Here is an 18,112-nt window from a genome sequence, read left to right as displayed (position 1 = left end):
GCGGGCGGACACGGGGCGGTCCAGCCTGGGCGGAGCAGGGGTATCGCCTGCTCCGCCCCGGCGGTTCGGGAGCGCTCAGTAAGCTACGGCGAAGCGCTGCCGCAGGTGCTGCGGGTGCTCGATCTCGTCGAGGATCGCCACGGCGTAGTCCTCGGCCGAGATGGTGCTGTTCCCGGCCTCGTCGGTGAGCAGCTCCTCTCCGGAGGTGCGGTAGGTGCCGGTGCGCTCGCCCGGCCCGATCTGGGCGGCAGGACTGACGTTGGTCCAGTCCAGGTCCGTGACGGTGCGGTAGTAGTCCAGTGCGTCACCGTGGGCGCGCATGATCTGCAACAGGCCCTCGGGCAGACCCGGGGTGTCCCACACCTGCTGACCGTCCGGGGTACGCAGAGAGCCGGCGCCGCCGACCGAGACCAGTCGCGGGGCCTGTTCTCCGAGGCCGCGCAGGCCTTCGACCAGGGCACGGGCGGACGGTTCGATCGTGGCCAGGTGGCCGGGGCCGTCCCCGCCGCCGACCGCGCTGACCACCACGTCCTGTCCTTGGGCGGCGGCGGTGACCGAGGCCGGGTCCAGGGCGTCGCCGGTGACGGCCTTCAGGCGGGGATCGAGGTCGGTGAGCTTGGCCGGGTCGCGGACCACGGCAGTGACCGTGTGACCGCGCTCCAGGGCCTCTTCGGCGATGCGGGAGCCGATGGTGCCGGTGGCTCCGAAAACCGCGATGTTAGCCATGGGGATGGTCCTTTCGAGTTGACTGTCGATGTGCTTGCTAGGGGAATCAGGTGGTGGCGGCTGTCAGCTGGGCGTCCAGGGCCGCGCTGAGGGCCTCGGCGCTGGAGACAGGGCCGCCCAGGCGGTGGACGCCCGTGTCGCTGTGCAGCAGCAGGGTCGGGTACTGGCTGACTCCCAGGCGGCGCAGAGCGCGGAAGTCCTGTTCCGCCTCTGTTCGGGTGGCGGGGTGGGTGTAGTCCTCCGTGACCGCCTGGGCGTCGAGCCCCTTGCCGGTGGCGATGTCGCGGTAGACGGCCACGTCGCCCAGGTCGCGGCCGTGCACGTACCACGCCTCCTGCATCGCTGCGGCGAACTCCAGGGCTCTTTCCGGGGCCTGCCGGCGCAACGCCACCAGCCCCGTGGCCGCGGCGGTGGAGTCCATCACCGTGCTGCCCTCGGTGAGCATCCGCTGGTAGGGGGACCCGAAGGTGACGCCGGTCAGACGCGTGATGCGCTCGTTGGCGGCCGGGATGTGTGGGTAAGCGCTGATGGGACCGGCCGCCGCGCCTGAGAACAGGCCACCGGAGAGCACCCGCAGACGGATCCGGTCAGCATTGGCGTCGACGAAACGGTGCAGCGCCGGGGCGAACCCGTAGCACCAACCGCAATAGGCGTCGAAGGCGTAGGTGAGCTCGACAGGGGTCATGGACGTCCTCTCCAATGGTTGATTCAGGTCACATGTCGCAGAACCAAGGCCACGTCCATGATGGGCCGTTCCCGTATCTGCCCTTTTAAACTAAGTTCGAGCTAGCGCATGTTCCAGGTACGGTGGTGACTCATGATGGTGAAAAAGGGACAATCTGAGGTTTTAGAGGTCCGGTATGAGCCCCCGGGAGGGGATGCGGGCGGGATCGAGGTGATGTCGTTCGGCCAGCTGCATCGGCGGTTGCGGCGCCGTCCGGGCATGGAGAAGGCCCAGCGGCTCGACTTCCACCAGTTGCTCACCGTGCAGCAGGGGATGGTGCGGCACATGGTGGACTTCACCGACTACATGGCGGCCCCCGGGGCGTGGCTGTGGGTGCGTCCGGGGCAAGTCCAGCAGTTCCACGACCTCACGAGCGGATCGGGATGGCTGGTGCTTTTCCAGTCCGGTGTGCTGGATGCGGCCACCTCCGCCCAGACGCGGCTGGACGACCTGTTCGGCCGCGTTCACTGGGAGCTCGCCGGGGACGACGCGGCCGCCATGGAGGAGGCGCTCGGCCACCTGGTTCACGAATACGAGGGCACCGCTTCGCTTCCTGCGGCTCTGCGGGCCCGCATCCTCCAGCACCTGCTGGCCGTGGTGATGCTGCGGTTGACTTACCAGGCCACCCCGGTAGGGAGCCCGACAGCTGACCACCCGGAGGCCTTCGTGCGGTTCCGATCCGCTGTGGAGGAGCGCTTCGCCCGTGCCCGCAACGTGAACGACTACGCGCGGGCGCTGGGTTACTCCCCCCGCACGCTCAGCCGTGCCACCACGGCTTCCGCCGGTGTGGGCGCCAAGGAGTTCATCGACCGCCGTGTCGTGCTGGAGGCCAAACGGCTCCTGGCCCACGAGGAGGATCCGATCGGTCGAGTCGCCGACCGGCTCGGTTTCGACGATGCCAGCAACTTCGTCAAGTACTTCACCCAGCGGACCGATCTCACCCCCTCCGCGTTTCGCCGCCGCTTCCGGGCGGGCTGACGCGCTGACGCAGCAGGAGCACATCTCACCTGGTGGGTCGGCGGAAAACACATGAGGGTGCAGACGCTACCGACGAAGGCCAGGAAGTGTTTTGTTCCGGTTGTGATGGAGGCTGCGGAGTGTGCCGGGATCGCCTCCCGTCACTTGCGTGAACCTGGAAGCCGCCGAAGATGGCTGAGCGGACGTCGTGGCTGGTGCTGCGCGATGCGTGCAGCACCCATCGGCGGCGGAGGGCGCGGGGTGGGAACACGTCTGGCCCCACCTCGGCCCCACCAATGCGAGAGCACGATGAGAGTGAGGCTGTTGTGCCCCGTCTGAACTGGGATTTTGTGGCGCACCCGGCAGGATTCGAACCTACGACCGTCGGATTAGAAGCGAATCAGGATGTCGTTCTGTGCCGCGTCCTGCCGCCCGTTGACGTCCCGGTCCGAAATCGCGGAGCTCAAACGGAGCACACACTGGCTGCGTCGATGTCCGATGGCACCTTGCGAGGCCCTCGCTGACCACGGACTGAAGGTGATGCTCCACTCTGGGCGCTTCGCCGTTCCGCACCCGGCCAAGCGATCTTTGCCGATACGACTGGCGAGTGCTGAGGCACCGCCGGTCCTGGTACCTCCGCAGGAGAACGTCTCGGACAGCGTTGCTCGCCGGACCGGAGCACGAGGAGACGCTCTACGTATCTTCTCAGCCTTCTTGTAGGGCGGCGTTGACGCAGTACACGTGCGCGTTCACGTCAGGTTCGTGTTCGAGGAGGTGGTCGACGGTGTCCCAGAACAGGGGCAGCCAGGGGTGCGGTAGGGCCCTTTCCCGGTCGAGTCGGTCACCGTAGAAGGGGTTCCCCTCGTGGAACTCGGCCGCTTGGATGAGCGAGCACGCGGGAGCGGGGGAGCCCTCCACCGGGCCGATCCGGCAGCCGAAGGTCGTCCGGTTGGGGCTGGGCTCCAAGGGACTGTCGGGGTTCCAGTCATCGTCCATGACGATGTCGACGTAGGCCTCGTGCACGTCGCTGTGGTTGTAGAGGTGGGCGTAGTAGATCGCGAACGCGCCGTGCTCGTTGTTGACGAAGCCGCAGATCCGCAGGTGCTCGGAGCTGCAGTGGCCGCATGTGAAGGGGGTGATCTGGCGGTCCGGGTCGATTCTCAGGTGCATCTCCGGATTGTCCCACCCCGCACCGACACTCATCTCCGTCCACACAGCCACGAGGGGTGGACAGCTGACTACTACAATCCGGGGTCCACGGAGGCCGACATCAAGATCAGGCTGGGCGAGGACTCATGGCAGGGGCAGGTTCGACAGTGATCGATCGCAACGGCTATCTGGGTGTTCGCTCCCGTAGCGCAACCGTCTTCGATCTCGATGCCAGGCTGCCTGGCCAGGTCTTCAAAGAGGGCGTGGAGGGATCGCTGTTCTGTGAGTTCGATGTGATCCTCACCCCGAAATTCTGGCCGGTGCTCTGCGCGATGGCCCGGTGGCATGGCGACAGTCACGTCGAGCTGCTGGTTCTTGAGCCGGATGGCGATGACTTCTACCGTCCGGAGTATCGGATGTATCCGGCGTTGTCGTTGTCCGTAGAGGCCGACATGGACAACTACTGGGCGGCGATCGGTCACGAGCCGGACGGTGACATCCTGGGCTCGATTGCCATCTCCGCGAATGTCGTCGCTGTGACCGGAGCTTCCGGAAGATGGGGGTGTTGGGGTGAAAGGGATCCCGAGATTGCAGTTTTCCGGGGGTTTCCCAACGTGGCCGCACGAAACGAATGGCGCGCGCAGTTCGGGCCCTTCCTGGAGGTGTCAGGCGCTCTGGAGTCGTATCTCCCACTGACCTTCGCGGGGCGGACCGTCCCGGACGAGTACGCCGCAACCCTGACCGCCAACTATGGACCTTCGGTCGGTACTCGGCCGTAACGGCACGGAGTATCCCGCCGATGTGGGAGTGGCCCAACAGATCGTTGGTAATGACGAGTTGTATTCCTTGCGTCAGGAGGAGGGTGGCTGCCGAGTGTTTTGTGCTGGGTCTGATGGAGGTCGCAGCGTGTGCCGAGACCGCCTCCCGTCACTCGTGTGAACCTGGAAACCGCCGAAGGTGGCTGAGCGGACGCCGTGGCTGGTGCTGCGCGATGTGGGCAGAGCCCATCGGTGGTGGACGGCGCGCGGGGTGAGAACACGTCTGGCCCCACCTCGACCCCATCCTGGCCCCATCAGTGCGAGAGCACGACGAGAGTGAGGCCGTTGTGACCCGTCTTACCTGGGGTTTTGTGGCGCACCCGGCAGGATTCGAACCTGCGACCGTCGGATTAGAAGTGCCATGTCATGTCCCCCGCTGACGTCCCGGTCCAAAACTGCGGAGCACAAACGGAGCACACACCGGCCCCTGGCGGCGTCCGATGGCACCTCGCGAGGTTCTCATCGGTCCTGAGCTGGTAACGGTGTGCGGCCGTAGTTAGGATCAGCACCCTCATGGGGAACACGACGCGAGTATTGGTACGGAGCAGCGAGAGGCAAGAGTATGCGCTGACCTCGGACGAGGACAGCGTCGACTTCTGGGGCTTTGCTCACGAGGCGGAAGGGTTGTTCACACCGCTGCCGGAGGGAGACGGAGCACGCCGAGTGCGTCTTTCGGGGTGTCTCCCGAAAGGTGGCCTGCAGAAAAGCGTGGACCACATCGGTAGCCGTCGCGCCGTGGCCGGGAACGCCTGGTTGGACCTTCTCGACGCCGACGGTGCCACCATGGGGTCTTACTTCGTCAACGAGGTCACCGTCATCGATGTCGAACCTTCCATCTGGGGAGTCGGTCTCGTCGACCTCACCATGACCCTGTGGTGCGAGGCCGCCCTGCCCGGGGCGGACCTGGTGTGGGACCTGGTTCGTAAGGGACACCTGGGCCGTACCGGCATGTGGCGCGAACTCGCGTGTGTGGACAAACGGGCGTGGCTGTCAGTGGCGCTTCAGTCCTCGCAGTACCGGCGCAGGGGGAAGCCGGCTAGTTCTGCAGGCCAGGTGTTCACCGTGGACGGCCGGAGCATTGTGGACAGGGATAGTTTTTACTGTGCGATCGGTGAGGCCATCAACGGGCCGGGTGGGTACTTCGGCTGGAACCTTGACGCTTTGGAGGACTGCCTGAGAGGAGGTTGGGGCGCCACCACTCCGTTTGCCCTGCATTGGGATTTCTCGGCCGAGTCCAGAGCACGGTTGGTGGAGCGTGTGCCCACTGCTCGGGGCGATGTTTCTCTGTTCGACCTGTTTCTGGAGATATTCGAGGGGCGGGGCGTAAGTGTCGTCCTTCGGTGACAGCCGGTCACTTTCGAGCATCATCCTGGGAAATGCTATTTCCGGCTCTTTTGGGTGGCGGTGTTCAAGGATGCCGAGGGCAACATGTCCTGGGTGCGTGGGAGCGCCTCCCGTCACTCGCGTGAAACTGGAAGCCGCCGAAGGCTGCTGAGCGGACGTCGTGGCTGGTGGCGCGATGCGGGCAGAGCCCATCGGCAGGGGAGGGCGCGCGGCGTGAGAACGCGTCTGGCCCGACCTTGGCCCCATCAGTGCGAGAGCACGATGAGGGCGAGGCTGTTGCGCCCCGTCTGAACTGGGGTTTTGTGGCGCACCCGGCAGGATTCGAACCTGCGGCCGTCAGATTAGAAGCAGTTACCTTGCTCGGAAGGCTTGGGATCTCTCGTGTCGTGTACTTCGACCAGACGGTAGGTGTCCTGCTGGCCGTCGGCGTGGTGGCCGGTGATCCGGCTGATGCGGGGGGCGTTCGTTTCTGGGGTGATCTCCAGCCTGGTGATGTGGTCGGCGGCGGCTCCGTCGTAGGGGGAGGGGGTCCTGCGGTTCGGGGTCGCGCTCAGCACGGTTTCCGGGGAGTCGGCTGCTGCTGTGACGTCGGTGAGCAGGCCGATGATTCTGTGGGGCTCAATGAGTTCGGCGAACCAGTCTCCTGCCCAGAAGGCCCAGTCCGCCTCGTGGGTGGCCCGTGGGTCGATGTGTTGTTCGGTGGTGTCCTCGCCCAGCCGCAGGTGGATGGTGTCCCCGCGGCGACTGATCAGCCTGTCTTTTGCTCGCACGGTCCACATGTCGTGGCGTTCGATCTCCACCTGACGTCGTAGGTGGGTGAACTCGCCGCTGCCGTGGCCCACGTAGGGGGCGAAACCGCGCCGTGGTTCTCCCTCCGGTGTCACCGTTGGCGCGGCCTGGTGTGCCTCGGCGATGAACAGGCCGCGGGCGGGTAGGGCGGCGGTGGCGGCGAGCCGGGCCAGAGCACTCGCGGCTGCGGCCCGGTTACTGTCGGCCATGAGATGTTCCCTCCCCCACGCAGGTGGGTGTGGAGTCCTTCCAGGCGTATGAGACGTACTCCTCGACGGGGCCGTCGGGGGTCTGCCCTGGCCTGATCCATGTGGCTTGGAGGACGTGGTAGGCGGAGCACCTGTGAGGTCGGGTTTGTACGTGGATGGCGTCGTCGCCCAAGGGGTGGTAGACACACACTTCTCCTGCTGAGACCCCCGTACGTGGTTGGGGCTGTTCCACGCACCTTTCCTCGGTGGATGTGGATTCGTCGGGGATGCCGCGCTCGTCGACGCGGGGGAAGGAGAGCAGGACGACACGGATGGGCGAGTTGCCGGTCAGGATTCTGACTTGCGCCGTGCCGTTTTCGAGTTCGGGCCAAGCAAAGCTTTCTGGAGGGGATTGCGGGTTCCGGCCCAGAGTGGAGAGGAACGGGGTGAGTTCCAGGTCTCCGATCTCCAGGAGCGGGGGTTCGGGCGGTGGGGTGCGTTCAGACACTTGTCTCCAGACGGTGCCGGGCACTGTCTCGCCTTCGGGGGAGGCGGGGGAGGGAGGAACAGAGCATGACGTGAGGAGGAGACAGGCCCCCACGCAACGCCATGCTCGGTGGGCGAAGGCTCTCAGCCGCATGTGATCGCGTTGTCGTTCTGTTCATACGATGCGGCGGAGAAGGTCTGCGCGCCCGTGCTGACCTCTCCGAACCCCTCCGTGCGGTAGCGGTATTGGCTGCCCTTGTCACACGGTGCGGTGATCGTTCGGCGGTGTTCTTGCACGTTGCCGCTGGTCTTCGTTTTTGGGTCGAGGGTGGAGACGCGCTGCCAGCCGAACCAGCGTGAGCGGTAGGTCTTGGCCGAAACGGTGTTGGAGACCAGGACCAGGTCCCTGCAGAAGCTGGTGACCCGGGTGTGGATCTCTTTGTATTGGGTGCTGTAATGCGGGTAGTTGACCTGGATTCCGCAGTTTCCGCTGGGCTGCTGGGTCCGTTCCACGGCGTTGTAGGGGGCTCCGGAACGCGGGAGGCCAGGGGTGGCCTCATCCTGGTCTTGGGCGTGGGCGGGTGTGGCCAGCCCGCAACTCATTGCTATGGCGATCACTACGGCAGCGAGTCGGCGGGGCCAGGGGTGTTCAGGCCTGCGCATACGCTCAAGCTATCACTGAGAGTTACCGAAATCCCGCCCTTCGTGAACACATGAGTGGTGTCGTGTGGGGGCCAAGGACTCTCTACCGACGTTTCTCAAGACGCGTGCAGGGATCGCCTCCCGTCACCTGGCCTGCGCCTGGTGCCTCGCGAGGTTCTCGCCTGCGGTCATGTCCGACCTCGGTGTTACTACTACAACGGCGGACCGTGTGAGCAACCTGCCGTCATGGTGCTGAGGAGGCCGTTGTGGAGGATTTCACTGACCGGATCATTGATGTGATCGGTCCGAGCAGGGTGCCCGAGCGGGCACCGATCGACTGGGAGGAGGTCGAGGAGAAGGTCGGTACGGAGTTGCCGAGGGACTACAAGCGGTTGCTATCGGAGTACTACCGGGTGGTATGGGGGGATTTCTGCTTGGTCAACCCCCGAGTGGGGACTCCTGAGCACTCTAATCCGTTGGAGGCCACCCAAGATCTGGAGGAAATCCTTCGGGACCTGTATGAGGACGATGAGGATGATCAGGAGGAACTCAACGACCTCACCAACCGGGCAGGGGAGCCGCTGACGCTGGTGTCACCACCCTTGACCTTCTACCCTTCGGTTCCCGGCCTGATGCGCTGGGGTGGGGACGGGAATGGTTGGGACTATTTCTGGGTGGTCGACGGTCCTCCCGACACCTGGCCGGTGGTGGCACGAACCGAAGCCGGTGAATGGTGGGACGAGCACGCGATGTCGATGAGCGAGTACCTGTACCGGATGCACACCCAGGGCCGTCTGTGCCGTTCCTGCCCCCAGGTGTACGAGGACCCCGCGGTGTTCAAGGAGACGGGCTCGTGACCGGGACTGCCCGGGACAGTAGGGGCCACGAGTGTTTCGCGGGTGATGAGGGCTCTGGTGCGGGTTGGGGTCACTTTTCCGGCCCAGGGCCTGGGACTCTGTGCTGTCGTGGATGGGGTCAGTGGGCCTTGCCCGTGAAGGTGACGGTAGGGGAGCCGAGGTCGCCGGTGTCGTTCTCCAATGTGAGGGTGTAGATCCACCACCGGCCCGGCCCGGCTCGGGGTAGGGGCAGGAGTCCGTGACACTCGTGGCCAGGTGCTCGGGCAGTGAGATCCTCTCGCCGCCCCTGGCTACGTCGGTGAGAACGGACAGCACTTGTCGATGATTTCTGAGAGCACTTGACGCTGTCGGTGACCGACAGTGCCGATGAGTTCCGACAGCGCCGCTGCCCTCCTCGTCGCCGAGTATGGCCGTCGCTCGTCGCACCTCAAGGTCGTTCGTCCTCGCTTCGCTCCGGGCGCTCCACCTTGACCTGCGACGTCGCGCACGGCGGTGTAGGCAACTATCGAGGAAGGGCAAGGTGTGCCCCGTCTCAAGGGGTGCTCTCAGAACTCATCGACACTGCCCTGAGCTGAAAACAGGTGCTGTCGAAACTGATCGAGAAACGCTGTCAACTCTCACCGACAAAACCACCGCCCCTCTCGGTCAGGGCGGAGGGGCCGGATTCGAAGGACGGGCAGGGCGTGGCGGCACGTCGAGGACAGGCTCAACTCCAGTGCCTGGCCGAAGCGGGCGCGGTGGCCTTGGTCGGCTCCACCAGCGACTCCTATGAAAACGCGCTGGCCGAATACGTGGACTGGTTCAACCATCGCCGCCTGCACGGCGAGATCGGGCTGGTTCCTCCAGCGGAGTTCGAAGACAACTTCTACCGGCAGGAATCTGTGTCAGCACACGACGAAGCGTTGGTTCCGAGCCTCTAATACTCCAGTTGTAGATCCGGTTTGTCATGATTCTCGGACTGCTTGTCTGCGGTAGTGGCAAGACCTGGCCCGTGCCTGGTGAGAGCGTCTGAACACCGACCACGCCAGCACGTGCTCCACATCCGGAACGCAAGCGAACAGAGCGTTCAGCAAACGAACGATCTCGTTGCAGGTCAACGCAACCAACCACTCCGGAACCGGATGCCGTCGAAGCTCAGCCAGACGACACACGGCCGCGAACGCGTAGGCAACCATCACCAACAGGCTCCACCGGTGCCAGGAAGTCCATGTCCGCACCTGGTGCTCGTCCAGCCCGGCCAAGCCCTTGCCCTGGGCGAAGGACTCCTCCACCCGCCACCGCCGTCCGGCCACCGCCACCAAGCGCGCCAGCGGTACCGGAGCGGGGGCATAGCACCGGTAGAAAGCCAGCTCACCGGTGGTGCGGTTGCGGCGCAACAGCACCCACCGCACCCCGGATCCGTCCGCGACATCGTCGATGAGCGCCCAGTTGTAGAACCGCTCGCCCTTGGCCCCGGTCCCAGCGGAGAGCTTCTGCCAGGCCTGTTCGGGGACCAGGACGGCCAGCTCCTTGACCGCGAGGAGCCCGCGCGGGGTGACCAGCCGGTCGGTGGCGGCCATCTGCATCACGTATCCGATGCGGTGTTGCTCCAGGTAGGTGCGCAGGCCGGGGTTGCGACCGTACACCTCGTCGCCGGCCACCCACGCGGTGGGAACGGACTCCACAGCCGCAGCGATCATCTGGCGGGCGAGTTCGGGTTTGGTTGCGAACTGGACCTGTTCGGGCACTCCCGCGGTGTGGAGCCGCTCGGGATCCTCCGTCCAGGTGCGGGGCAGGTAGAGGCGGTGGTCGATCAGGGCATGGGCCCCGGGTGTGGTGTAGGCGAGGTAGACCGCGACCTGGCAGTTCTCGATCCTTCCGGCGGTGCCCGAGTACTGGCGGGCCACCCCGACGGTACGGTCGCCCTTCTTCACATCACCGGTCTCATCCACGACCAGGACCACGTCGTTGGTGCCCAGGTAGTGAGCGATGTAGCCGCGCAAGGCGGTGGCCAGCGCTCGTTCGTCCAAGCGGGCACGGCCCAGCAGGTGCTGTATCCGGTAGGGGGACCGGTGACCGGTGTGCTCGGCCAGGGTCCAGCAGTTCTTGCGGGTCAGCGGTGCGAGCAGGGCACGGATCAGGTCGCGGGCGGTGGTGCGGGTCTCGGGGCGGGCCAGGTACGGGTCAACAACCGTGGAGATCGTCTCGTTCAGCAGGTGGGGCCAGCGCTGGGCCGCTACGCTGGTGGCCGCGGCCACCGCCTCGGGATTTGTTGTCTTCACAACCATCGATGATCGGGCGGTGGCCGTTGGTGTGTCCGGGAAACGGCCAGATCAGCGGGGTGAATCTCTCCGGTCCGGCCAAATGGTCTCTGAACAGGGCAAACAGGATCTACAACTGGAGTACTAGCTATGCTGCGGGTAGTGCGTATGGTGGTGGGTCGAGAGCGATTCAGGCGGGGTGGTCCCGTATTCCTTGGGTGCCCGCTCCTACCCCTAGGCCTGTGCCTTCTCCCGTGAACCCTTTTTCGGGTGTAAGCGCGACTGTGTCACCAGAAGACCAGGCGCTAAACAATGCGAAGCAGGATAATGGAAACTGGTTCCAGAGCCGCTACACAAATAATCAAGGAGGAGCCAATTGGGGGCAGATTGCTGATGACGCCGGTCTTATTCTTGGAGTCGCTGGGCTCTTCGGGTGCGTAATCTGCGCGGGTGCGTCTGCTGCTATTGGTGTAGTGCGCGGAAGTCAAAAGCTTGCCGATGGTGATAAGAGTGGTGCTTTCGATGTTCTTGCAGTGGGGCCATTCGGTGCGGTTCGATGGGCAAGTCGCGGCCTCTCTGGGGGAAGGCATCTTAAAGAAACTGCCCGTTGGTATGGTTCAGGGAGGGGGCCTAGTGGGAGTATTGGAAGATGGAGGGATACTGCGCGTAAGGCAGGGGCACAGTGGAGGAGTCATGAGGGCAAGTGGTCTCCGCGGGTCAAGGTGACGAGCGTAGTTGACAATTCATATACCGTTTTTAACTCTGCAAGATCGATCGCTAATGATACTATTTTCAACTCGAATGGGTAGGGCTTGATGGATGATTCCCCGGGTCGCATTCCTTGGTATAGGCCGATGGAAATGGTGTACTCTAAGGCCTTTCTTCGCTCAAGTGAGGGCCCTGGTGATGTCATCCTTAGCTTGAAGGAAATGCGCGCTCGGGGTATTGATAAAGAGGCTGCGGAAAATATCCTCGAGATGCAAGTTTTCTCAATGGTATCCCATGCCGCCTTCTTGATAGTTTCATTTTTTCTTCTGTCGTTGCTGGGTGAAGCGATAGGGGGTGATGGTTTTGGGCGATCCATTTTACTGAGTGGGATGTTTTTGGGTGCGGTCTATCTTGGCGCTGGGGCGGCATATTCAGTTGACTTGACTAGGGCGAAGCTTTCACCTTACTCTTATGCGGGAAAAAGCCATTTTAGATCGCTTCCGCTTTGGCTTTTTTGGGCTATTTCAATTGTTGGCTCCGTTTTTATTTTTTCGATAATTGTATGATGGCAAAGTTGAGTCCGAGGTCCAGGGTCCCGGCGAAGTCAGGTCTGGTACGAGTCTGGGAGGTTAGAGCCCCGGAGTTCTCGCAGTTTAGATCCATACGAGCCAAGTTCGTCTGATGCCGTGTAGTTCGAGGACTTTGTCCTTCTCTGTGTGGACGCTGCACCCGAACTGGGTGTTCTTCCACCCCGTGGCGTTTAACCTCTAGCGGACGATGTCGGTCAAACAGCCCAGCACCGCCGAGGCTGCCCCGCTTCGGGTGCGCCGGGCTTCCTCACCGAAGGTCACGTCCCGCACGTAGTGCACCCGGTCCACCGTCCAGTGACCGCGGGCGTGGGCAGCGGAACGGGTCAGCCAAGTAGGACTGTCTCGCGCCGGGGTGATGGGGGCTTTGGTGTGTTCCGGGATCGCCTCCCGTCACCCGGGAGGTGGTGAGCGATCCTGAAGGTCGCTCACCCGTGGACACAGGGCATCGCCTCTGTCCCGTTCGTGGGCGGACACTGGTTGTGGGGGTGTTCGTTGTGTCTGGATCGGGTTGGGTGTACAAGCGGTGCGGGTGCCGTGGCGTGAGGGGTGTGAAGGCACGGGAGGGTCGGTGCCCCGACCTGGCGCGTAGGGGGCATGGGAGTTGGTACTTCGCGCTGGAGCTGGACCACGCCCCGGGTGATCGGCGTCGGGTGCGTCGGGGTGGGTTCGTGTCCCGGGAAGCAGCCCGCCAGGGTCTGCGCCGGGTGCGGGAGCTCGAGGGCGGCGATACCGATCCGGCGGTGTTGACGGTCGGGGAGTGGTTGAAGCACTGGTTGACCATCCGCACCCGGCTGCGGCCGTTGACCCGGACCAGTTACGCCGAACACATCCACCGCCACCTGCAACCCCACCTGGGCGCTCTGGTCCTGGAGGAACTGACTCCCGCTGTGGTGGCGCAGGCCTTCACGTCCATTTCCCGGCACCGCTCGCCTACGGGCGTGCTGTTGTCGGCGGCGACGGTGCAGCGGGTGCGGGCCACGTTACGGGCGGCGTTGAACACCGCAGTGCACCAGGGGTTGTTGGCCTCGAACCCGGCCAAGGGGTTGCGGTTGGAGGGCGGCCGTGCGACGCGGCCGGTGGTGTGGACCGAGCAGGCCGTCGCGGACTGGCGCAACGGTGGGGTACGTCCGGTGGTGGCGGTGTGGACGGTGGAGCAGACTCGCGCGTTCCTGGACCACGTTCGCGAGGACCGGTTGTACGCCTTGTTTCACCTGGCGGTGATGACGGGGTTGCGCCGGGGCGAGATCGTGGGGTTGCGCTGGCCCGATATCGATCTGGTGCGGGGGACGGTGCGGGTGGAGCGCCAACTGCAGTCTCACCAGGGCAGGTTGGTGGAGCTGGCTCCCAAGAGCGCGGCGAGTCGACGGATGCTGTCGGTGGACCACACCACCTTGGGGGTGTTGCGCCGCCACCAGTGGCACCAGCAGCAGGAAGCACAGGGTCAGGGGCGGGTGTGGGATCCGCGGGGGTTCGTGTTCACTGCCCTGCGGGGTGGGGCGTTGGCGCCGGAGCGGTTGTCGCGTCTGTTTCGGAAGCTGAACACCTCTAGCGGGTTGCCGCCGGTGCGGTTGCACGACTTGCGCCATGGGGCTACGACGTTGGCGTTGGCGGCCGGGGTGGAGTTGAAGGTGGTCCAGGCGATGTTGGGGCATGCGAGCATCGTGTTGACGGCGGACACCTACTCGAGTGTGTTGCCGCAGGTGGCGCAGGTGGCGCAGGTGGCGCAGGTGGCGCAGGTGGCGCAGGTGGCGCGGGAGGCGGCGGAGCGCACGGCGTGGCTGGTGTTGCGCGATGCGGGGAGGGCTCATCGGCGGGGGAGAGCGCGGAAGGTGAGGACGGTCCCGGCCCCACCTCGGCCCCATCCTGGCCCCATCAGTGTGGGAGCACGACGAGGGTGAGGCTGTTGTACCCCGTTTGAACTGGGGTTTTGTGGCGCACCCGGCAGGATTCGAACCTGCGACCGTCGGATTAGAAGTCCGATGCTTTCGTGCCCGTACGTGCCACAGAGTGCCGTTTTGTCCCTTCCCATCCGAGCACTACTGTCGTTTCGTGTCAAGGGGTGTCGCCCTCTGGCGCCTTGGTCCAGAACTGCGGAGCACGAACGGAGCACACAACCCGGGAGCGCGTCCGATGGTGGGGGCGAAGAATCGGGCGGGCCGATGCTCCACTCATGTCGCCCTCTGTGTCTTGTTGGTTTCCACAGGTAGTTGCTTTGTGGCAACTGTTGCCGGGGGCCACATGTGGACACCACGACCCGATGCCGGTACCCAGTACCCCGCATGAGGCCCGCAGAGGCCTGAGTGATGTGTTGCGCTCTGGCGTTCTTCCTGCGCACAGCGCCGACGCCGCCACGTTTTGCTTCTCGATCGGCTAAACCACCCGAAAGTCCCTTCGCTCTCAGTGAATGCAGTGACCCTGGGTTGATCGTGTCTGTGCCTTGACGGCCCGTAGTCTGCCCGGGCCGCATCCCCACACCCGGCCCGGTTCCTCATGCCCGTCCCAGGCCCCGGTTCGGGTGTGGATGCGCTGTCATCCCCTGATCCCCCCTTTCCTTGGAGCGTTCCCCCTTTGAGATCCCACCCCGTGCGCGCGTTTGTGGCCACCACGGCCGCCGCCACCCTGGCCCTCGGGCTGTTGTCGGCCCCACCGGTGTGGGCCGATCAAGGCCCGCACTCACCCGCTGACCGCAACGTGCCCGCCCCTCAAACCTGGGAGCCGGGTCAGGCCAACACCGACCCCACCGGCGGCCAGGCACCCGAGGAGCCCTGGGCCCCGCCGAGCGAGGACGGCGACGACGCGGCGGCCGCATCCGCGCAAGACATCGAAGCCGCTGCCAGCAGCTGCGCCAACGACCTGCGCGGTATCCAGGAATGGCAACCCCTGGAACGCCACCAGATCAGCGACCGGCTCGAGCTTGCCGTCAACACACAAAGCGGCAATCTCGTGCTCCAGCACCGGGACCTGACCATGGCCGGGACCGGCCTGGATCTGTCGATCTCCTCCTTCTACAACTCCCACTACGACATCGACCCGTGGACGATCAGTCACGGGCGCGATGTCGGACTGGATTTCCGCTTCACCGACCCCGTCATCTTCCAGGGCCCCTCGGGCTACTGTGAGTTCTTCGAAGGCGACGGTGAGGGCGGCTACGACTCACCCGCCGGTCTCAACGCTGACCTCCAAGAGCTCGAGAACGGCCACTACGCGCTGACCTTCCACCGGGGCGAGTACGCCGACCAGGTGTGGACCTTCACCGCACAGGGCTGGCTGTACTCCCAGGCCGACCGCAACGGCAACACCCACCGGCTGCGCTATGACTCCGAGGGCAATCTGGCCTCGATCGTGGACTCCCAGGACCGGGTGACCACCTTCGACTGGGAGGGCGACGGTTGGTACTACGAGCTGCTGGAGATCACCGACCCGGTCGGTGAGACCGCTTCTTCCTTCTCCTACGACGATGACGACAACCTCACCGCCCTGACGGATCGGGCCGGGCAGGAGCTGTCGTTTGGCTACGACGGATCCGACCTGACCTCCATCACCGACGCCAACGGCGCCACCTGGTCCTTGTCCTACGACGACCGCTCGCGGGTCACCTCCCTGACCGCTCCGGAGGGCAGTGAGGGCGGTGCGAGCACCTCCTACACCTACGACAGTGACAATGTGTGGACCAACACCGAAACGGTGGTCACCGATCCGAACGGGGGTGAGTCCACCCTGGCCTTTGATGACCAGGGACGCCAGACCTCGGCGACCGACCAGGTCGGTAACACCCGTTCGCAGACCTGGACGGCCAACTCGGACGTGGCTTCGACCACCGATCCGATCGAATCGTCCGTGACGTACTCCCATGATGAGTTCAACAACCTCATCGGTACCGAGCTGCCCACCGGGGCGGCCACCTCGGTGGGGTTCGCTGACACCGCCAATCCGGCCAAACCCACCAGCGTCACCACCCCGGACGGCGATGAGCTGTCGATGTCCTACGACGACGCGGGCAACCTGACCCGCGCGGTCCAGGAGGACATGGACATCGAGGTGTCCTCCTTGTCCTACACGGGCCAGGGGTTGGTGTCGTCGATGACCGACGCCAACGGCAACGAGACCACGTTCTCCTACGACAGTGTCGGGAACCTGACCGAGATGGCCGAACCGGGCCCGATCGGCGCCACCGCCTTCGGCTACGACTCCCTCTCCCGGGTCACCTCCGTCACCGATGGCAACGGCACCAGGTTGGACTACGGCTACGACCGGCTGGACCGGATCGTGTCCATCTCCCACGACGGTGACGTGCTCCAGAGCATCGACTACGACGGCAACGGCCGCCAGGTGGCCACCCACACCGACCAGGCGAGCACCACCTGGTCCTACAACGGCCGCGGCGACCTCCTGGAATCGGAGCGCACTGACTCCGCCGGTTCGGAGACGACCACCTACACCCATGACGCGGCCGGTAACGTCACCGCGATCACCGAACACGGCAACACCACCACCTACGCTTACGACGCCGCGTTCCGCCTCACATCCCTGGTCGACCACACGGGTGCGGAGACCACCTTCTCCTACGACGCGAACAACCGGCGCACCTCGATCGTCCATCCGGACGGTGCCGAGGAGGACCGTTCCTACGATGCTTCGGGACGTCTGACCTCCATCACCACCACCGGCGCTGCCGACCAGACCCTGGTGGAGGCCTCCTACACCTGGGACACCGCCGACGGAGACGACAGCACCCAACTGCAGGCGCGCACCGTCAACGGCGAGAGGGAGAATTTCACCTACGACGGGCTGCAGCGCCTGACCAGCAACGGCCAGATCGACTACACCTACGACGACGCCGGCAACCTCCTCACCTCGGGGGAGGAGGAGTTCGCCTACAACGACGCCGACCAGCCCACCCGAGCGCGCGGTGAGGACGTCACCCACGATGAGGCCGGGAACATGACCGGCCGGGGTGAGTACGTCTACGAGTACTCGGTGACCAAGCAGAACACCCGCATCGACGACGGCGACGGTGACCTGGCCGCGTGGTTGAGCTATGACACCACCGACCAGACCCAGATGCGCGGCATCACCGACGTCCACGACGGCGACCGGATCGAGCGCCAGCTGTCCAACACCGCCCTCGGGGTCACCAACATCGCCTCCGAAGGCGAGCGCACCAGCTTCGTGCGTGACCCCAACGGTGAGTTGATCTCGATGGTGGCCTGGGAGGGTGACGAGCGCTTCCACTACACCCTGGACCACCAGAACACCGTCCTGGCCCTGACCGCCGAGGGTTCGGAGGCCGATGCGCCGGACGCGGTCTATGAATACAGCCCCTACGGCGAGCAGAACAGTGACACCCTGGAAGACACCCGGGCCGGAGAGCTGAACCCGTTCGGTTACACCGGTGCCTACCAGTTCCAGGACGGGACCGTGCACCTGTCCCACCGCTTCTACGACACCTTCACCCTGGGCTTCACCCAACCGGACCCCTCCCGCCAGGAGCTGAACAACCACACCTACGCTGCGTGCGATCCCATCAACAACACCGACCTCACGGGACTCCAATCCTATGGCGCATGCATGTTCGAGAACATCGTCGTAGGTTTCGCCGTCGGTGGAATGGTTGGCATGGGATGGGGCGCCGTCGCAGGCGCTGTCGGTGGTTCCATTCTTGGTCCAGCAGGCACGCTCGCAGGTGGGGTTGGTGGAGCAAGTGTGGGCATGCTTTATGGAGTGGCTCAAGGAGCTATCGGCGGTGTAGTCACCGGCGCACTAATGTGTTAATTGATCAAGCTGATAAATTTCAATGAACGAAACAGAGATGAATAAGAAAACAGTCTTGGTCGTCCTTTTTGGCCTGCTTGCTTCTTCCTCGTGGGCGCTGCTGATGCACATGATTATGGGAG

At 64.6% G+C, this 18,112-nt stretch carries 13 protein-coding genes, 1 tRNA gene and 1 pseudogene; 8 read left to right on the top strand and 7 right to left on the bottom strand.

From position 1 onward, the window contains the following. Positions 1 to 75: 75 nt before the first annotated feature. On the bottom strand, positions 76 to 726 hold the full coding sequence (locus D457_RS0124465; RefSeq protein ID WP_017583313.1) for an NAD(P)-dependent oxidoreductase: 651 nt from the start codon (positions 724 to 726) through the stop codon (positions 76 to 78). A 46-nt stretch (positions 727 to 772) separates the two neighbouring features. Beyond that, positions 773 to 1,411: a DsbA family protein gene (locus tag D457_RS0124460; protein ID WP_017583312.1), complete on the bottom strand. Its 639-nt coding sequence runs from the start codon at positions 1,409 to 1,411 to the stop codon at positions 773 to 775. Between the two features lie 213 nt (positions 1,412 to 1,624). On the opposite strand from D457_RS0124460, the gene D457_RS0124455 reads away from it, so the two are divergent. Continuing rightward, entirely contained in the window at positions 1,625 to 2,428 is an 804-nt protein-coding gene (locus D457_RS0124455) for a helix-turn-helix domain-containing protein (protein WP_017583311.1), read from the top strand. A 684-nt stretch (positions 2,429 to 3,112) separates the two neighbouring features. On the opposite strand, the gene D457_RS0124450 is transcribed toward D457_RS0124455, so the two are convergent. After that, positions 3,113 to 3,577 (bottom strand): hypothetical protein, encoded by a 465-nt coding sequence (locus D457_RS0124450; protein ID WP_017583310.1) that lies wholly within the window; start codon positions 3,575 to 3,577, stop codon positions 3,113 to 3,115. Positions 3,578 to 3,723: 146 nt separating this feature from the next. On the opposite strand from D457_RS0124450, the gene D457_RS0124445 reads away from it, so the two are divergent. Together D457_RS0124445 and D457_RS0124440 are read left to right on the top strand one after the other, a co-directional pair. Continuing rightward, positions 3,724 to 4,335: a hypothetical protein gene (locus D457_RS0124445; RefSeq protein WP_017583309.1), complete on the top strand. Its 612-nt coding sequence runs from the start codon at positions 3,724 to 3,726 to the stop codon at positions 4,333 to 4,335. A 552-nt stretch (positions 4,336 to 4,887) separates the two neighbouring features. Further along, positions 4,888 to 5,718: a barstar family protein gene (locus tag D457_RS0124440; protein ID WP_026116983.1), complete on the top strand. Its 831-nt coding sequence runs from the start codon at positions 4,888 to 4,890 to the stop codon at positions 5,716 to 5,718. A gap of 341 nt (positions 5,719 to 6,059) precedes the next feature. On the opposite strand, the gene D457_RS0124435 is transcribed toward D457_RS0124440, so the two are convergent. Together D457_RS0124435 and D457_RS0124430 are read right to left on the bottom strand one after the other, a co-directional pair. Then, positions 6,060 to 6,716 (bottom strand): hypothetical protein, encoded by a 657-nt coding sequence (locus D457_RS0124435; protein ID WP_017583307.1) that lies wholly within the window; start codon positions 6,714 to 6,716, stop codon positions 6,060 to 6,062. Between the two features lie 609 nt (positions 6,717 to 7,325). Then, a complete protein-coding gene (locus tag D457_RS0124430) occupies positions 7,326 to 7,694 on the bottom strand; it encodes a hypothetical protein (protein ID WP_026116982.1) in 369 nt (122 codons plus the stop codon). A gap of 395 nt (positions 7,695 to 8,089) precedes the next feature. Between D457_RS0124430 and D457_RS0124425 the strand changes: the two genes are divergently transcribed. Next, on the top strand, positions 8,090 to 8,680 hold the full coding sequence (locus tag D457_RS0124425) for an SMI1/KNR4 family protein (protein ID WP_017583305.1): 591 nt from the start codon (positions 8,090 to 8,092) through the stop codon (positions 8,678 to 8,680). Between the two features lie 719 nt (positions 8,681 to 9,399). Then, positions 9,400 to 9,600 (top strand): annotated as a pseudogene (locus D457_RS37275) (IS3 family transposase); the annotation flags it as partial. A gap of 24 nt (positions 9,601 to 9,624) precedes the next feature. Here the strand turns inward: D457_RS37275 and D457_RS0124415 are convergent. After that, positions 9,625 to 10,917: an IS701 family transposase gene (locus tag D457_RS0124415; protein ID WP_017583303.1), complete on the bottom strand. Its 1,293-nt coding sequence runs from the start codon at positions 10,915 to 10,917 to the stop codon at positions 9,625 to 9,627. An 857-nt stretch (positions 10,918 to 11,774) separates the two neighbouring features. Between D457_RS0124415 and D457_RS35930 the strand changes: the two genes are divergently transcribed. Next, positions 11,775 to 12,194, top strand: a complete 420-nt coding sequence (locus D457_RS35930) for a hypothetical protein (RefSeq protein ID WP_152514355.1) — start codon at positions 11,775 to 11,777, stop codon at positions 12,192 to 12,194. A gap of 692 nt (positions 12,195 to 12,886) precedes the next feature. Then, positions 12,887 to 14,116 (top strand): tyrosine-type recombinase/integrase, encoded by a 1,230-nt coding sequence (locus D457_RS0124405; RefSeq protein ID WP_275041020.1) that lies wholly within the window; start codon positions 12,887 to 12,889, stop codon positions 14,114 to 14,116. Positions 14,117 to 14,148: 32 nt separating this feature from the next. On the opposite strand, the gene D457_RS0124400 is transcribed toward D457_RS0124405, so the two are convergent. Next, positions 14,149 to 14,229: transfer RNA gene (locus D457_RS0124400), tRNA-Arg, on the bottom strand. Positions 14,230 to 14,786: 557 nt separating this feature from the next. Between D457_RS0124400 and D457_RS0124395 the strand changes: the two genes are divergently transcribed. Next, positions 14,787 to 17,990: an RHS repeat-associated core domain-containing protein gene (locus D457_RS0124395; protein ID WP_051073027.1), complete on the top strand. Its 3,204-nt coding sequence runs from the start codon at positions 14,787 to 14,789 to the stop codon at positions 17,988 to 17,990. The last annotated feature ends 122 nt before the right edge of the window (positions 17,991 to 18,112 follow it).

The sequence above is a fragment of the Nocardiopsis valliformis DSM 45023 genome, from assembly GCF_000340985.1.
In the GTDB taxonomy this organism is placed as follows: domain Bacteria; phylum Actinomycetota; class Actinomycetes; order Streptosporangiales; family Streptosporangiaceae; genus Nocardiopsis; species Nocardiopsis exhalans.
The sequence above is the reverse complement of the archived record's forward strand: the minus strand, read 5'-3'. Positions and strand labels throughout refer to the sequence as shown.